The organism is Xanthomonas sp. NCPPB 1128 (genome assembly GCF_001043115.1).
Lineage (GTDB): Bacteria > Pseudomonadota > Gammaproteobacteria > Xanthomonadales > Xanthomonadaceae > Xanthomonas_A.
On the sequence record NZ_LFME01000001.1, the window covers coordinates 439322 to 456580 of the forward strand.

A 17259-nucleotide genomic window follows, 5' to 3' on the forward strand; every position below is an offset into this window, starting at 1 on the left:
TACGCCGGCAGGTGCGGCCCGGATGCAGCCTGCGTGAACTTTTTCGCGTGCCATGTCCTGCGGGCGTCATGTCCGCTGGGTAGGGCGTCGGGCACATGGGTCTGCGGGCCCACATCGGCTTGCGGCGTTGGCTGGCTGGGTGATCGGGCGCATCTGAGCGGGGCGTCGTGTTACCGAGGACCACGATGACGGGATCGTGGGTGCTGCACGCGTTCTGGCGCGGGCGGGGGCTGAGGACCGTGGGGGAATGAAGCGCTAGGCCACATGCCGTTGCGACGACACACTGGGCAGAACCAGGACGACCTCTGCGTAAGCCACGAGGTCGTGCGAGGCGGCGGCCGATCGCCTCGTCGATCGGCTGCCTGTGCACTGTCGCGGCGGAGCCGACCAGGCGGCCGGCGACCGTCACGTCAGAACTCCTGCCACGTGTCGCCATTGCTTGCCGCGACCACGGTCGCACGACGTACGGTCGGCGCTTGCGGGCCGGTGTTGGCCTTCGCCGCGGTCTTGATCGCCGGCGTGGCCGTCCGCGTGGCAGAGGCCGTGCGGGCAGGCGCAGGGCGCGCGATAGCGGACAGCCGGTCGATCTTGAACAACGCGACTGCATCGCTCAGTTGCACCGCCTGTTCCTCCATCGCGCGCGCCGCCGCGGTGGCTTCCTCCACCAGGGCAGCGTTCTGCTGGGTGGTCTCGTCCATCTGGGTGACGGTCTGGTTGACCTGTTCGATGCCGGCGGACTGTTCCTGCGAGGCCGCCGAGATCTCGCCCATGATGTCGGTGACCCGCTGCACCGATGCGACGATCTCCTGCATGGTGCGGCCTGCCTGATCGACCAGGGCCGAGCCGGTGGCGACGCGACCGACCGAGTCGTCGATCAGCGTCTTGATCTCCTTTGCTGCATTGGCCGAGCGCTGGGCCAGCGTGCGCACTTCGCTGGCGACCACGGCGAAGCCGCGGCCCTGTTCGCCGGCCCGCGCCGCTTCCACCGCCGCATTGAGCGCCAGGATGTTGGTCTGGAAGGCGATGCCGTCGATGACGCCGATGATGTCGGCGATCTTCTTCGACGAGGCCTCGATGCCGCTCATGGTCTCCACCACTTGGCCGACCACCGCGCCCCCTTGCGATGCCACGGAGGCTGCGCCCACCGCCAGCTGGTTGGCCTGGCGAGCGTGTTCGGCGTTCTGCTTGACCGTGGAGGTCAGTTCCTCCATCGAGGCTGCGGTTTCTTCGAGGCTGGCGGCCTGCTGTTCGGTACGGCGCGATAGATCGTCGTTGCCGGCGGCGATCTCGGTGGCGGCGGCATTGATGCTGACCGCCGCGGTCTGGATGCGGCCGACGATGCCGGTCAACTGGTCGGCCGTGGCATTGGCGTCGTCGCGCATCCGCGCGAATACCCCGTGGAACTCGCCATCCATGCGCGCGGTCAGGTCGCCCGCGGCGATGGACTGCAGCAGGGCGGACAGCTTGCCCAGGTTGCGGTCGCTGACGTCCATCATGGCATTGAGGTCCTGCACCATCAGCCGGAAGTCGTGCTGGAAGTGCGCCGCATCGCCGCGGGCGCTGAAGTCGCCGGCCGCGGCCGCGGCGGCCAGGCGCTTGATCTCGGTGTTGATCGCCAGCAGGCTGGCCTTGGCCGCGTCCATCGATTCGTGCAGCACCGCGCGGCTGCCGGGCAGGCGCCGCGCGTCGCGGCGCAGGTCGCCATTGGCGTATTCGTTGAGCACGCCGATGGCGTCGACGATGGCGTCCAGGTGCTCGAACATCATGGTGTTGATGCCCTGGCTCAGTTCGCCGTACACGCCAGGGAAGTCCTGCGGCATGCGGTGGCTGATGTCCTTGTCCGCATGCAGCTCGATCATCAATGCGGTTTCGCTGGAGAAGCGCCGCAACTGTGTCTGCATCCGATCCATCGCCACCAGCAGGCGACCGGGTTCGTCGCGCGCGTCGGTGGTCACGTCGTTGTCCAGGCGTCCGTCGGCGATGGCCTCGGCGGCGCGGGTGGCGCGGCCCAGCGGGCCGGTCAGGCTGCGGGTGATGGTCAATGCCAGCAAGCTGCTGACCAGCAGGACGGCGAGGCCACCGGAGATCAGGACGATGCGACCGCGCGCCATCGCCGCCGAGGAGGCGGCATAGGCCTCCCTGCTCAGGCGTCGCTGCAGATCGGCATTGGCGCGGATCGCCGCCTGCTGCCTGGCCATGGCCACCGCGCCGTCGCCCAACAACAAGGCTTGTGCCTGCGCATTCTGATCCTTTTCGCCGAGTGCCAGAATCTCATCGTTGAGATGGACCGACTGTGCCCGTTGCGCGTCGATCAAGGCCATGGCGTCGCGTTCGGCCGGGCTTGCCGACATGGCCGACAGGGCGTCGTGCGCGGCCTTGAAGCGGACCCGATTGCTGTGCACGATGTCCAACATCTTCTGGTTGGCCGCGTCGCCATCGACGATGCTGATGGAGAGCAGGCCGACCTGCACATTGGTATTGGCGTCCAGCATCTCGTTGGAGAGCCGCACCTTTTCCATGTTGCCGTTGACGATATTGTCCAGCTCGCGATGCGCCCTGGCCATGGTCATCAGCCCCATGGCGACCAGCAGGCCCGACAGCAGGATGAGGATGCCGAACGCCACACCCAGGCGCCGACCGACGTTATAGCGTTGCAGAAGTGCGTTCATAACCGACCTTTGGGACAGAGGGGAAGTCGGGTCGTCAGCGCTGGAAGTCAGCAGTTGCGACGCGTCGTGGCGGTGCCTTGCCGCACCCTCGGTATCGGCGTGTCGGTGAGAAGTTGAGCGTTTCTCACCGAATTGTTGGCGGTCGGTTAGGAAGCTGTCTGCCGGCTACATCGCGACTGACGGAATGGAGGAAATCCGACGTTGTTCCGACATCCACTGCTGTGAAGTTGCTCAGCCTGCGCCTTTCTTATCGGCGGCGCGCGCAGGTCGAAACATCCCGCATGGCGCCAGGCCGGTCGTCAGACTGGCAACCCGACGACCGACCGAACGCTCAGAACTCCTGCCAGTCCCCGCCGCCTGCCACGGCGACGCGCTTGGCCGGCTGTTGCAGTGGACGCGGCGACGTCTTGGCGGCACGCGTTGCCTTGGTCGCAACCGCGGGCGCCGGTGACGATGCCGCACGCACGCCGGCGGCAGCGACGCCAGCGCTGTCGATCTTGAACAACGCCACCGTGCTGGTGAGTTGGCCAGCCTGCTCTTCCATCGAACGTGCGGCGGCAGTGGCTTCTTCCACCAGCGCGGCATTCTGCTGGGTGGTCTCGTCCATCTGCGTCACGGTCTGATTGACCTGCTCGATGCCGGCGGACTGCTCCTGCGAGGCGGCGGAGATCTCGCCCATGATGTCGGTGACCCGCTGCACCGAGCTCACGATCTCGCTCATGGTCTTGCCGGCCTGGTCGACCAGGACCGAGCCTTCGGCCACGCGCGTGACCGAATCGTCGATCAGGCCCTTGATCTCCTTGGCGGCACCGGCCGAGCGCTGGGCGAGGGTGCGCACTTCGCTGGCGACCACGGCGAAGCCACGGCCCTGGTCGCCGGCACGTGCCGCTTCCACCGCGGCATTCAAGGCGAGAATGTTGGTCTGGAAGGCGATGCCGTCGATGACGCCGATGATGTCGGCGATCTTCTTCGATGCCGCTTCGATGCCGCTCATGGTCTGCACCACCTGGCCGACCACACTGCCGCCCTGTGAGGCGACTGCCGCCGCGCCGCTGGCGAGCTGATTGGCCTGGCGCGCATGTTCGGCGTTCTGTTTGACCGTGGAAGTCAGCTCTTCCATCGACGCAGCCGTTTCTTCCAGGCTGGCGGCCTGCTGTTCGGTACGGCGCGACAGGTCGTCGTTGCCGGCGGCGATCTCGGTGGCGGCGGCATTGATGCTGACCGCCGCGGTCTGGATGCGGCCGACGATGCCGGTCAGCTGGTCGGCAGTGGCATTGGCGTCGTCGCGCATGGTCGCGAACACGCCATGGAACTCGCCGTCCATGCGCGCGGTCAGGTCGCCCGCGGCAATGGATTGCAGCAGCGCGGACAGCTTGCCCAGGTTGTGGTCGCTGACCTCCATCATCGCGTTGAGGTCCTGCACCATCAGCCGGAAATCGTGCTGGAAGTGCGCCGCATCGCCGCGGGCGCTGAAGTCGCCGGCCGCGGCGGCGGCGGCCAAGCGCTTGATCTCGGTGTTGATCGCCAGCAGGCTGGCCTTGGCCGCGTCCATCGATTCGTGTAGCACGGCGCGGCTGCCGGGCAGGCGGCGCGCGTCGCGGCGCAGGTCGCCATTGGCGTATTCGTTGAGCACGCCGATGGCATCGACGATAGCGTCCAGGTGCTCGAACATCATGGTGTTGATGCCCTTGCTCAGCTCGCCATACACGCCGGGGAAGTCCTGCGGCATGCGGTGGCTGATGTCCTTGTCGGCATGCAGCTCGATCATCAACGCGGTTTCGCCGGAGAAGCGCTGCAGCTGGCGTTGCATCGCGTCCATCGCCAGCAGCAAGCGGCCGGGTTCGTCGTGCGCGTCGGTGGCGACGTCGTTGTCCAGACGGCCGCCGGCGATCGCTTCGGCGGCGCGGGTGGCGCGGCCCAGCGGTCCAGTCAGGCTGCGGGTGATCGTCCACGACAGCAGCGCGCTGAGCAGCAGGACGGCCACGCCGCCCGCGATCAGCAGGTTGCGGCCAGTGACCATCGCCTGCGTCGCCTTGACATGGGCGAGCTTCATCTGCGCTTCCTGCAGGGCGACGTTCTCGCGGATCTTGGCCTGCCAGGCCAGCGTGGCCGGGCGCGAGCGTTCGCTCAGCAGCGTCTGCGCCTCGGCATTGCGGTGCGCGGCAGCCAGCGCGATCACTTCATCGTTCATGGCCCGCGCAGTGGTGCGCGCGGCATCGATGTCGGCGCGCAGCTTCACCGCATAGGCGTTGGCCGGCGGGAACGCCTCCAGTTCGTCGCGCAGTTCGGTGTAGCGCTGGCGCTTGGCCTTGATTTCCGCCTGTGCCTGATCGTTGAGTTCTTCGCGTGTCTCCATCGCCAGTGTGCCCAGCGCGATCAGGATGCTGGCGTTGGCATCCAGCATGCCGTTGCTGATGCGGCTCTTTTCGACGTTCACCTTGACGATGTTGTCCAACTCGGTGCGCGTGCGTGCCATGGACAGCAGGCCGATGACGACCAGGCCGCAGGACAGCAGGATCAGCAGACCGAAGGCGCCGCCGAGCCGGCGTCCGACGTTGTAGCGTTGCAGAAAGGAATTCATGTCGACCTCTTCGTTGACGGTGTCCCTGGGACGTCCAGGTCCTTGTCCCTGCAGGCTCCGGTGGCGTTTGCGCGACCGGAGTGGTGGGCGTGGCGGTCAAAAAAGGGAAGAAAGGAAAACCAATGTCCCGCTGTACAACATGTCCGCCGTCGCTCGAATGTGATATCGGCGTGACGATGACTTACTCGATAGCGCGTTGGTCGTAAGGGGATTCCCGACGCTGTCTTATTCAGTTCCTTACGTTGTTCCTCAAGCGGTCAGCGGTTGCCACTGCGTGCCGATCGCGTCGGCGATGGCTTGCGCATTCGGCTGGGACGCGTGCGTGGCGCGCGGCGCTGCCGTCGCGGTCGCCGCCGTCTGCCCCGGCGCGGCCGATGCGACGGACACCGATGCCGGAGCTGCGGCACGCGCGGTGTGCTGTTCCAATCGGAATATCGCCACTGCGTCGCTCAGTTGCGCCGCCTGGTCCTCCATCGACCGTGCGGCGGCGGTGGCTTCCTCGACCAGCGCGGCGTTCTGCTGGGTGCTCTCGTCCATCTGCGTCACCGTGCGATTGACCTGCTCGATGCCGGCGGACTGCTCCTGCGAAGCCGCGGAGATTTCGCCCATGATGTCGGTGACGCGGCCCACCGAGGCCACGATCTCCTGCATGGTCTGGCCGGCGCGCTGCACCAGCTCCGCGCCGGTGGCGACACGGCCGACCGAGTCGTCGATCAGGCCCTTGATCTCCTTGGCGGCGTTGGCCGAGCGTTGCGCCAGCACGCGCACCTCGCTGGCCACAACGGCGAAACCGCGGCCCTGTTCGCCGGCACGCGCGGCTTCGACGGCGGCGTTCAAGGCCAGGATGTTGGTCTGGAAAGCGATGCCATCGATGACGCTGATGATGTCGCCGATCTTCTTCGATGCGGTCTCGATCCCGCTCATGGTGTCGACCACCTGACCGACCACCGCGCCGCCTTGCGAGGCGACCGTGGCGGCGCCAGCGGCGAGCTGGTTGGCCTGGCGCGCATGCTCGGCGTTCTGCTTGACCGTGGCGGTCAGCTCCTCCATCGAGGCCGCGGTTTCCTCCAGGCTGGCAGCCTGCTGCTCGGTGCGCTGCGACAGGTCGCTGTTGCCCTGGGCGATCTCGGTGGCGGCGCTGTGGATGTCGCCGGCGGCACGCTGGATGCGGCCGACGATGTCGGCCAGACGCTCGGCGGTGCCGTTGGCGTCGTCGCGCATGGTGGCGAAGATGCCGTGGAACTCGCCGTGCATGCGTGCGCCGAGGTCGCCGTCGGCCAGCGCGCTGAGCAAGCGCGAGACTTCGGCGATGCTGGTCGCGTTGGCATCGAGCAGGCCGTTGAGTTGTTGCGCCAGCATCAGGAAGAAGCCCTGCTTGCCGGTGCGGTCGATGCGTTGCGACAGGTCGCCGGCGGCGGCGCTGCGCACCACGGCGGCCACTTCCGCTTCCACCCGGGTCTCGGCGGTGCGATCGCGCCATTCGCACACGAAGCCCAGGTGTGCGCCCTCGGCGTTGCGGATGGCGGAAATCTCCTGGGCGATGCAGACCTCGCGGTAGCGCACCTCGCGCTGCGCCGCGCCCTGGCGGTCCAGGCGCTGGTAGATCTCCGCGTCCTGCGAGTTGCCCACTTCCAGCAGCGCCACGGACTGGCCCAGCAGCGGCGCGCTACGGTCGAACGCCGGCGCGCAGGCGCGGATGTCCTCGGCGTGGGTCTGCAGCAGGGTCTGCAGCGCGGTATTGGCGTAGATGATGGTCAGGTCGGGATCGGCGATGTACATGCCGGTGGACGCGTTGTCCAACGCGGTGCGGATGCGCAGGTTCTCGGCGGCGACGCTGCGCTCGCGTTCGATACGCTCGCGCAACTCGCGCTGCATCCGCGCCAGCGCCGCCATCAGGCTGCGCCCGTGCCTGGCCGCGACCGGGATCGGCTGGTCCAGGCGGCCTTCGGCGATGTGCTGGGCGGCGTCCATCGCCACCCGCGGCTCGCCGCCGAGCAATTGCGCCACCGAGCGCAGGATCCAGGCCGCGGCAGCGGCCAGGCACAGCACGGCGACCAGCACCGCGCCGGCCTGTTGCCAGGTGGCCCGCTGGCTTTGCTGTTCCGCCGCTTTGCGGCTCTGCTCGTTCAGAGCCAGGATGCTGTCGCTGATCGCGTCCATCTCGGTTTCCAGCTGCGCGAACTGCGCAGTGAAATCGGCATAGGCGGCGCTGCTGTCGCCCTGGGTCTCGGCCAGCGTCACCACCTTGTCGGCGGCGGCGATGTAGCGCTGCAGCGCCGGTCCCGCCGCATCCAGTTGCGCGCGCAGGTTGCTGTCCAGCGGCAGCTTCTGGTTGTCGTCCAGCGCCTTGCGGAACTCGCCGGCGTGTTCGCCCAGGGCGGCGCGCGCCGCCTTGACCCCGTCCGCATCCTGCCGCGCCGCCGCCAGGAGTGCGGCGGTGACGTCGCCGCGCAGGGCGTCGTGCATCATGTCCGCCTGCATGTGGTTGCGCAGCGCGTCCGAGGACGTGACCTGTGCGGCGACCGAGCGCAACAGCCCTTGCTGCGCGCTGTAGCCGACCCCGCCGAGTGCGAGCAGGGCGAGCACCGCCACCAGCACCAGGACGCCGAGCATATGCATGATTTTCATCGGTGTGGCCCGATCAGAAACGGAAGGACAGGCCCGCGCCGAGCGCGTGGTCCGGCGAACGGTCGTTGAGGCCGCGGCTGTACACCACGTCCAGCTGCACGTCCTGGCTGAGCAGCCAGGCCGAGCCGACGTCGAGCAGGGCGACGGTGCCGCCGTCGTCGGCATGCGCGATCTGCGGCAGCGCCAGCTCCACGAACGAGCGGCTGCGGTCGGTCCAGGCCTTGCCCAGCACCACGCCGAAGATGCCGGCGGTGTAGCGATGCCCGCCGTCGCCTTCGTCGCGGATCACGCCGGGCATCATCCCCAGCGAGAGGCTGTCGCTGAGCTCCCATTCGGCCACCAGGCGGAACGAGGGGCGTGCGCCGCTGCCGCGCACGTCGCGCGCGCCGCTGGGCAGGTCGACGTGCAGCAGCCAGGCCAGCGACGCGCCGCCGATTTCGCTGGCCAGGTGATGCTTCAGCCCGAGCGAAAGGTCGGAGAAGCCGGAGACGTCGTCGCCGACCGGAACGTCGACGGTCTGCCAGCCGTCGGTCTCCACGCGCAGCTCCCAGGTCGGGCCGATGCCGTAGCGAAACAGGGTGGGCGTGGCGTAGCCATCGACATCGCCATCGCGTTCCCAGGCCACGCTGGTTTCCACCTGCAGACGCCGGTCGCCGACAGTGAGGCTGGACTCGACGAAATCCGGGCGATCGGTGGCGATCGGTTCGACCTCGGCGTGCGCCAGGCCGGCGAGGCCGCACAAGGTCAGACAACTGGCGATGACGCGTAGCTTCATGTGCGGCTCCCATTGGCGGTTCGGTCGGAACCGTGGGACCGGACGCAGTGCGGCCGGCGCCGGGGTACGCGCGTTGCGGTGCCCGTGGCATGGCAGTTCCGCTTTCTATATCGACCCTGAATGCCGTTTCTTTACGAACGTGACGCGCTAAGCGCTCTGCCGCCCCTGTGGATGGGGCCAGGCCGCCGGACCGCGAAGCGCGCACGGCGCTCGCGGTGCTGACCGGTCGCGGCGGGCATCAGAACTCCTGCCACTGCCCGTCGTCCGCCGGCGCGGTCGCGCGCGGGACCGCCCGCAACGGCGCCGCCGCGGGCCGTCGTGGCGTGGCCGCCGTGGCGGCCGGCCTGGGCGACGCAGCGCGGCGCGCAGGCGCCGGCGGAGCGATCGCCACCCCGGCGCTGGTCTCGAGCTTGAACAGTGCCACCGCCTGGTTGAGGTGGCCGGCCTGGTCTTCCATCGAACGCGCCGCGGCGGTGGCTTCCTCGACCAGCGCGGCGTTCTGCTGGGTGGCCTCGTCCATCTGGGTGATGGTCTGGTTGACCTGCTCGATGCCGGCGGACTGCTCCTGCGAGGCGGCCGAAATCTCGCCCATGATGTTGGTGACGCGCTGCACCGAGGCGACGATCTCCTGCATGGTGCTGCCGGCCTGTTCGACCAGGGTCGAACCCTCGGCGACGCGCTCGACCGAGTCGTCGATCAGGGTCTTGATCTCCTTGGCCGCATTCGACGAACGCTGGGCGAGGGTGCGCACTTCGCTGGCGACCACCGCGAAACCGCGGCCCTGTTCGCCGGCCCGTGCCGCTTCCACCGCCGCGTTGAGTGCCAGGATGTTGGTCTGGAACGCGATGCCGTCGATGACACTGATGATGTCGGCGATCTTCCGCGACGAGGCCTCGATGCCCTGCATCTTTTCCGAGACCTGGCTGGCCAGCGCGCCGCCCTGCGAGGCGACCGAGGCGGCGCCCGCGGCCAGCTGATTGGCCTGGCGCGCGTGCTCGGCGTTCTGCTTCACCGTGGAGGTCAGCTCCTCCATCGAGGCGGCGGTTTCCTCCAGGCTGGCGGCTTGCTGCTCGGTGCGGCGCGACAGGTCGTCGTTGCCGGCGGCGATCTCGGCCGCGGCGCCATTGATGCTGATCGCGGCGGTCTGGATGCGCGTGACGATCGCGGCCAACTGCTCGGCGGTGGCATTGGCGTCGTCACGCATGGTGGCGAAGACGCCCTGGAAGTCGCCGTGCATGCGCGCGGTGAGGTCGCCAGCGGCGATGGCCTTCAACAGCGTGGACAGCGCCTGCAGATTGCCGTCGGCGGTGGCCATCAACTGGTTGAGGCTCTCGACCATCAGGCGGAAGTCGTACTGGAAGCGCGCGGCGTCGCCGCGCACGCTGAAGTCGCCGGCCGCGGCGGCGCCGGCCAGGTGCTTGATCTCGCTGTTCATCGCGGTCAGGTTGCGCTTGACCGTATCCATCGTCTCGGTCAGCACGGCCTTTTCGCCGGGCAGGCGGTCCATGTCCTCGGACAGGTCGCCGATCGCGTAGCGGCCCATGATCTGCGCCAGGCGCAGCTTGACCGCGATGTGCGAGGCGGCCAGTGCGTTGCTGTCGTGGACCATGCGCCCGTAGTCGCCGGGGAAGGCGCTTGCGTCCATGCGGTAGCTGATCTGGCCGGCATCGTGTCGCTCGGCCATCTCCTTCTGCGCGTCGAGCACCGCGCGCAGTTGCTGCTGCATGCGCTGCAGCGATCCCAGCAACTGCCCCAGTTCGTCGTTGCGCGCGTACTGGATGCGGCTGTCCAGGCGGCCGGCGGCGACCGCGCCGGACACCTCCACCGCACTGGCCAAGGGCTTGACCACCAGCCGCCGCAGCAGCAGGTAGAGGCCGCCGCTGAGCAGCAGCGCGGCGCACAGGCCGACCGCCACGATGGTCCACAGCAGGTTGCGTGCCTGCGCCATCAGCACCGCCTTCGGCACCGCCACGCCCAGCGCGAAGCGCTCCTGGGCCTGGCCGATCTGCAGCGGTACGTACACTTCCACATCGGTGGCGCCGGTCTGCGGATCGACGCTGTCGCGGCCGACGGTCTTGCCCTGGGCGATGTCGGCCAGCAAGGCGCGGGTGGCCGGATCCTGCAGCTTCTTGCCGACCAGCGCGGGATCGCGGTCGGCGACGATGGCGCCGCCGGGCGACAGCAGGCGCACGCGGCCTGCGCCGAGCGGACGCAGCTTGGCGACGCGCTGCTGCAGCGCGGCCAGGCCGAAGTCGGTGGTGACCACGCCCAGGAACTTGCCGTCTTCCAGGATCGGCGTGCTGACCGTGGTCATCAGCACCTTCTGCCCGGCGATCTCGTAATCGTAGGGTTCGGCGACAGTGGGCCGCAGCAGCTTGCGTGGATTCAGATACCAGTCGCCGGCGCCGGCCACGTCGTAGTCGCGCAGCGGATCGCGCACGAGCTTTCCGTTCTGCCAGGACCAGTACACCATGTAGCGGCCGCTGGCGTCGTGGCCGGCGCTGTTGGCGTAGTCCGCGTCCTTGCCGTCCAGTGCCTGCGGTTCCCACAGCGTGCCCATGCCGGTCCAGTCCGGATGCTGCTGCAGCTCGCGGCGCAGGCTCTCGCTGAACAGCTCGCGCGCCTTGTCCTGGCCGCGCTGGGCGAGCAGGGCATTGGCCAGCACCTGGTTGGAGACGGCGGATGCACCGATGGTGTTGCCGATACGCTCCGATTCCAGGCGCGCGGTGTCGGTCATGCCGACCTTGGCGGAGGCGAGCAGGGCGGAACTGCTGCGGGCGTAGATGATGGCGGCGGTGATGCCAAAACACAGCAGGGCGATCGCGGCCACACCCAGCATCAGGCGGGTGGCGACACTGCTTGTGCGTATGGAGGGCGTGGTGGACATCGCGGTCGTCTCGATGGGAGGAATGGAGAGATCGCGCGTCATCGCCTCGGAAAGCGTCTTGCGTTCAGACAAGCCAGGCAGGGAGCATGCGCGATAGGGCGGTTATCGGCACAGCGTCCCAGAAATGTAGCCGGTGCGTGTGGTGAGTCACGCCCGGCGGGCCGGCATCGGTGTGGATGGCATTGCCGGCTCCGGACGCGGCGTCGACCGCGGCGCATGCCGCGCAGCGGCGAGGGCGCTGCTGAACGAGGCCGTGTGGGGCGGCGCGGCGGCGCATGGCGGCAATGAAAAAGCCCCGGGAGCGGATCGCTCCCGGGGCCGTTGGCGTCAGACGCGCGGGAGGGTTGCCCGCTCAGAACTCCTGCCAGGTGTCATCGCCGGCGGCGACCGCGACCGGCCGGGCCGATGGCCGCGTCGGGCGCGCGGCGGGCTTGGCCATCGGCTTGGTGGCCGAGCGGGCGACCGCACGGACCGGCACGCTCGCCGTGTTGGCGACCGCCGGCTGGGCGGCGGGGCGGCTGCTCGCCTCGATCTTGAACACGGCCACGGCCTGGCTCAGCTGGCCGGCCTGGTCCTCCATCGAACGCGCCGCGGCGGTGGCTTCTTCCACCAGCGCGGCGTTCTGCTGGGTGGTCTCGTCCATCTGGGTGACGGTCTGGTTGACCTGCTCGATACCGGCCGATTGCTCCTGCGAGGCGGCGGAGATCTCGCCCATGATGTCGGTCACGCGCTGCACCGAGGCGACGATCTCCTGCATGGTCTTGCCGGCCTGGTCGACCAGCGCCGAGCCCTGCGCGACGCGGCCGACCGAGTCGTCGATCAGGGTCTTGATCTCCTTGGCGGCGCCGGCCGAGCGCTGCGCCAGGGTCCGCACTTCGCTGGCGACCACGGCGAAGCCGCGGCCCTGGTCGCCGGCACGCGCCGCCTCGACCGCGGCGTTGAGCGCCAGGATGTTGGTCTGGAACGCAATGCCGTCGATGACCGAGATGATGTCGGCGATCTTCTTCGACGACGCTTCGATGCCGCTCATGGTCTCCACCACCTGGCCGACCACCACGCCGCCCTGCGAGGCCACCGCCGCCGCGCCGCTGGCCAGCTGGTTGGCCTGGCGCGCGTGCTCGGCGTTCTGCTTTACGGTAGAGGTCAGCTCCTCCATCGAGGCCGCGGTTTCTTCCAGGCTGGCGGCCTGCTGTTCGGTACGGCGCGAGAGATCATCGTTGCCGGCGGCGATTTCGCTGGCGGCGCCGTTGATGCTGACCGCGGCGGTCTGGATACGCGCGACGATCGTCGCCAGTTGTTCGGCGGTGGCGTTGGCATCGTCGCGCATGGTCGCGAACACGCCCTGGAACTGGCCGTGCATGCGCGCGGTCAGGTCGCCGGCGGCGATCGACTGCAACAGGGCGGACAGCGCCTGCAGGTTGCCGTCGGCGGTGGCCATCAACTGGTTGAGGCTCTCGACCATCAAGCGGAAGTCGTACTGGAAGCGGTCGGCATCGCCACGCAGACTGAAGTCGCCGGCCGCGGCGGCCCCGGCCAGGTGCTTGATCTCGGTGTTCATGGCGGTCAGGTTTTGCTTGACCGTGTCCATCGTCTCGGTGAGCACGGCCTTCTCGCCGGGCAGGCGGTCCATGTCCTCGGACAGGTCGCCGATCGCGTAGCGGCCCATGATCTGCATCAGGCGCATCTTGACCCCGATGTGCGCCGCGACCAGCGCGTTGCTGTCGTGGACCATGCGCCCGTAGTCGCCGGGGAAGGCGCCTTCGTCCATGCGGAAGCTGATCTGGCCGGCGTCGTGGCGCTTGGCCATCTCGGCCTGCGCGGCGAGTACCGCCTGCAACTGGCTCTGCATCTTGTCCATGCTCAACAACAGCGCCCCGGCCTCGTCCTTGCTGTGCAGGTCGATCGCATTGTCGAGCTTGCCGCGGGAAATGGCGTCGGCGACGCCGATCGCGGTATCCAGGCGCTTGAGCAATTGCCGGCGGATCAGGATCGCCATGCCGATCGCGGCGACGATCACCAGCAGGTTGCCGAGCAGCACGGCCCACTTGTTCTGCGCGCGGACGGTGGCCAGGGTTGCGCTGCGCTTGGTCAGCAGGCCGCGCTCCTCGTTGGTGAACTCGCCCAGCAGGCGGCGGATGGTTTGCATCGTCGCGCGATCGTTTGCGTCACTGAACGCGGCGGCGGCCTGCGCGGGATCGTTGGACTTTTCGCGCAGCGCGATGAACTGCTTCTCCACATCGACCAGTTCATCGAACGCGGCACGCAACTGCCCCAGCCGCGCCTGCTGGCGCGGATTGTCCGCGGTCAGGTGCTTGGCGTCGGCGAAGGACGTGTCGAAGTCGGCCACGCCCTTGGTGAAGGGTTGCAGGTACTCCTTGTTGCCGGACAGAAGATAGCCGCGCGCGCCCGTCTGCGCGTTGACGGCGTTGGTTTGCATCAGCTCGCCGGTCGCCAGCACCTTGTAGGTGTGGTCGTTCATGTCGGCAGCGGTGTTGAGCGCGGAAAGACTGCTCAGGCTGATCGTGCCGATGATCACCGTGATCAGCACGATGACGGCAAAGCTGAGCGCGAGCCTGGCGGAGAGACTGAGATTCTTGAACGTCATCGTCGTGGTCCTTGTGGAAAGCGTGAAGCGTTGGGGATGGCGTACCCCGCCCGTGCCAGCGTCGATGTTCGCGGAGGCGCTAGGCGCTGCCTTATCTATGGCGGCTGTGAATCGAAAACATTCAATCGATAGTTTTTGTATTATTGATAGAGTTTTTCTATCGAAATTTCTTCAGCGATCTTCTGCAGCTCTGTTTCAATGAAAGAAGTCAAAATTTGTTCGAATTCGTAGACAAATTATGTGTGCGAGTCTCGTATCGGCACTCGCCCTGGATCCTTGAATGGCGATATCGGATCTCTGGATCGGCTTCCCAGCAGTGTTTCCGGAAACCGCGGGTCTGACTCATCCTGGATCGGCCATGCCGGCAGCGGAACCCATGCACCGCACAACGAAAAAGCCCGGGAGCTGACGCTCCCGGGCTTCGATGTTCTGTAGCGTTGTAGACACGGCGTACGCTGGATCAGAACTCCTGCCAATCGCTACCGCCAGCGATGGCGGGCGCGGCGGCAGGTTTGCGCGCGGGCGCTTGCACAGCGCGCGGCTTGGCGGGCCGCTGTCCGCCGCCTGCGGCGGCGACCAGCCGCGGCGCGGGTGCGCGTTGGGGCGCCGGCGCCCGCTGGTCGATCTTGAACACGGCCACGGCCTCGCTCAGCTGACCGGCCTGTTCCTCCATCGAGCGCGCCGCCGCGGTTGCTTCTTCCACCAGCGCGGCGTTCTGCTGGGTGGCTTCGTCCATCTGGGTGACGGTCTGATTGACCTGCTCGATGCCGGCCGATTGCTCCTGCGAGGCCGCCGAGATCTCGCCCATGATGTCGGTGACGCGCTGCACCGAGGTCACGATCTCGGTCATGGTCTTGCCGGCCTGATCGACCAGCGCCGAACCCTGGGTGACGCGGCTGACCGAGTCGTCGATCAAGGTCTTGATTTCCTTGGCGGCGTTGGCCGAGCGCTGGGCGAGGGTGCGCACTTCGGTGGCGACCACGGCGAAACCGCGGCCCTGATCGCCGGCACGCGCCGCTTCCACCGCCGCGTTGAGCGCCAGGATATTGGTCTGGAAGGCGATGCCGTCGATCACCGAGATGATGTCGGCGATCTTGCGCGAGGAGGCCTCGATGCCGCTCATGGTGTCGACCACCTGGCCGACCACCGCGCCGCCTTGCGAGGCCACCGCGGCCGCGCCCGCGGAGAGCTGATTGGCCTGGCGGGCATGCTCGGCGTTCTGCTTGACCGTGGAGGTCAGTTCCTCCATCGACGCGGCGGTTTCTTCGAGGCTGGCGGCCTGCTGCTCGGTGCGGCGCGACAGGTCGTCGTTGCCGGTGGCGATCTCGCTGGCCGCGGCATTGATGCTGACCGCCGCGGTCTGGATGCGCGCCACGATGGAGGCCAGTTGTTCGGCGGTGGCATTGGCGTCGTCGCGCATGGTCGCGAACACGCCCTGGAAATCGCCGTGCATACGCGCCGTCAGGTCGCCTGCGGCGATGGCCTGCAGCAGCTTCGACAGCGCCTGCAGGTTGCCGTCGGCGGTGGCCATCAGCTGGTTGAGGCTCTCGACCATCAGCCGGAAGTCGTACTGGAAGCGTTCGCTGTCGCCGCGGACGCTGAAGTCGCCGGCCGCGGCGGCGCCGGCCAGGTGCTTGATCTCGCTGTTCATCGCGGTCAGGTTGTGCTTGACCGTGTCCATCGTCTCGGTGAGCCGCGCTTTCTCGCCGGGCAGGCGGTCCATGTCCTGGGACAGATCGCCGATGGCGTAACGGCCCATGATCTGTGCCAGGCGCTCGGTCACCGCGATGTGCGCGGCGGCCAGGGCGTTGCTGTCGCGGACCATGCGCCCGTAGTCGCCGGGGAAGGCGGTTTCGTCCATGCGATAGCTGATCTGGCCGGCGTCGTGGCGCTGGGCCATGTCGGCCTGCGCGGCGAGCACCGACTGCAACTGGCTCTGCATCTTGTCCATGCTCAGCAGCAGCACGCCGGCCTCGTCCTTGCTGCGCAGGTCGATCGCATTGTCCAGCTTGCCGCGGGCGATGGCGTCGGCCACGCCGATCGCGGTACCCAGGCGCTTGAGCAACTGGCGGCGGATCACGATCGCCAGGCCGATCGCGGCCACGATCACCAGCAGGTTGCCCAGCAGCACGGCCCATTTGTTCTGCGCGCGCACGGTCGTCAGGGTTTCGCTTCGCTTGGTCAGCAGCCCGCTTTCCTCGTTGTGGAACTCGGCGAGCAGGCTGCGGATCGATTGCATGGCCTTGCGGTCGCGCGCTTCTCGGAACACCGAGGCGATCTCCGCAGGATCGGTGGACTGCTCGCGCAGCGCGGTCACCTGCTTCTCCACGCCGACCAGATCGTCGAATGCGGTGTGCAGCTTCTCCAGCCGAGCCTGCTGCCGCGGATTGTCTGCGGTCAGCTGTTTTGCTTCAGCGAAGTTCTTGTCGAAGTTGGCCTGACCATTGATGAAGGGCTGCAAGTGTTGCTGTTCGCCCGACAGCATGTAGCCGCGTGCGCCGGTTTCGACGTTCAAGGCATCGATCCCCATCATGTCGCCGGTGGCCAGCACCTTGTAGGTGTGGTCGTTCATGTCGGCGGCAGTGTTGAGCGAGGACAGGCTGCTCAGGCTGATCGAGCCGATGACCACCGTGATCAGCACGATCACGGCAAAACTGAGCGCGAGCCTTGCGGAAAGACTGAGATTCTTGAGCGACATCGTCGTAGTCCTGATGGAAAAGTGGAGCGTTGGGGATGGCGTACCCCGTGCCTGAGTCGATGTCCGCGGAGGCGTTGGGCGCTGCCTTATCTATTTTTGCCGTGAATCGAAATCATCCAGCTGATGGTTTTGGCGAATTAAATAGGCTCTACACATTGAAACGCGTGTTCGAATTGCTGCCGCCTGCTTTAGCTGTACATGACGAGTTTTGTTCAAATTTGTAGACAATTTGTCTACGCAACTCCCGTATCGGCATGGCGCCTGGGTTCTTTAAGCCTCCACGGCGCGTATTTAGATTGTTTTTACGTTTGCTTCATGAGGGTGTGGATGTAGCTCACGCTCCGAGGGCCAACGACGTCGCTGATGCGTTCTTTATTTGCCGGCCAAGTGAAAAAACCCGGGAACTGACGCTCCCG

At 67.4% G+C, this 17259-nt stretch carries 7 protein-coding genes; all 7 read right to left on the reverse strand.

Features of this window, described 5'->3' with window-relative positions:
- Positions 1-410: 410 nt before the first annotated feature.
- Complete coding sequence (locus ACP93_RS01755; protein WP_048489113.1) at positions 411-2669, reverse strand: methyl-accepting chemotaxis protein; 2259 nt, start codon at positions 2667-2669, stop codon at positions 411-413.
- Positions 2670-3000: 331 nt separating this feature from the next.
- The gene (locus tag ACP93_RS01760) at positions 3001-5250 is read right to left on the reverse strand and encodes a methyl-accepting chemotaxis protein (RefSeq protein WP_048489114.1); all 2250 of its coding nucleotides are present in this window, start codon (positions 5248-5250) and stop codon (positions 3001-3003) included.
- Between the two features lie 249 nt (positions 5251-5499).
- Complete coding sequence (locus ACP93_RS01765) at positions 5500-7878, reverse strand: methyl-accepting chemotaxis protein (protein WP_048489115.1); 2379 nt, start codon at positions 7876-7878, stop codon at positions 5500-5502.
- A gap of 13 nt (positions 7879-7891) precedes the next feature.
- On the reverse strand, positions 7892-8653 hold the full coding sequence (locus tag ACP93_RS01770) for a transporter (RefSeq protein WP_048489116.1): 762 nt from the start codon (positions 8651-8653) through the stop codon (positions 7892-7894).
- 238 nt (positions 8654-8891) lie between these two features.
- The gene (locus ACP93_RS01775; RefSeq protein WP_048489117.1) at positions 8892-11540 is read right to left on the reverse strand and encodes a methyl-accepting chemotaxis protein; all 2649 of its coding nucleotides are present in this window, start codon (positions 11538-11540) and stop codon (positions 8892-8894) included.
- Positions 11541-11892: 352 nt separating this feature from the next.
- Complete coding sequence (locus tag ACP93_RS01780; protein WP_048489118.1) at positions 11893-14145, reverse strand: methyl-accepting chemotaxis protein; 2253 nt, start codon at positions 14143-14145, stop codon at positions 11893-11895.
- A gap of 460 nt (positions 14146-14605) precedes the next feature.
- On the reverse strand, positions 14606-16843 hold the full coding sequence (locus tag ACP93_RS01785; RefSeq protein ID WP_048489119.1) for a methyl-accepting chemotaxis protein: 2238 nt from the start codon (positions 16841-16843) through the stop codon (positions 14606-14608).
- Positions 16844-17259: the final 416 nt, after the last annotated feature.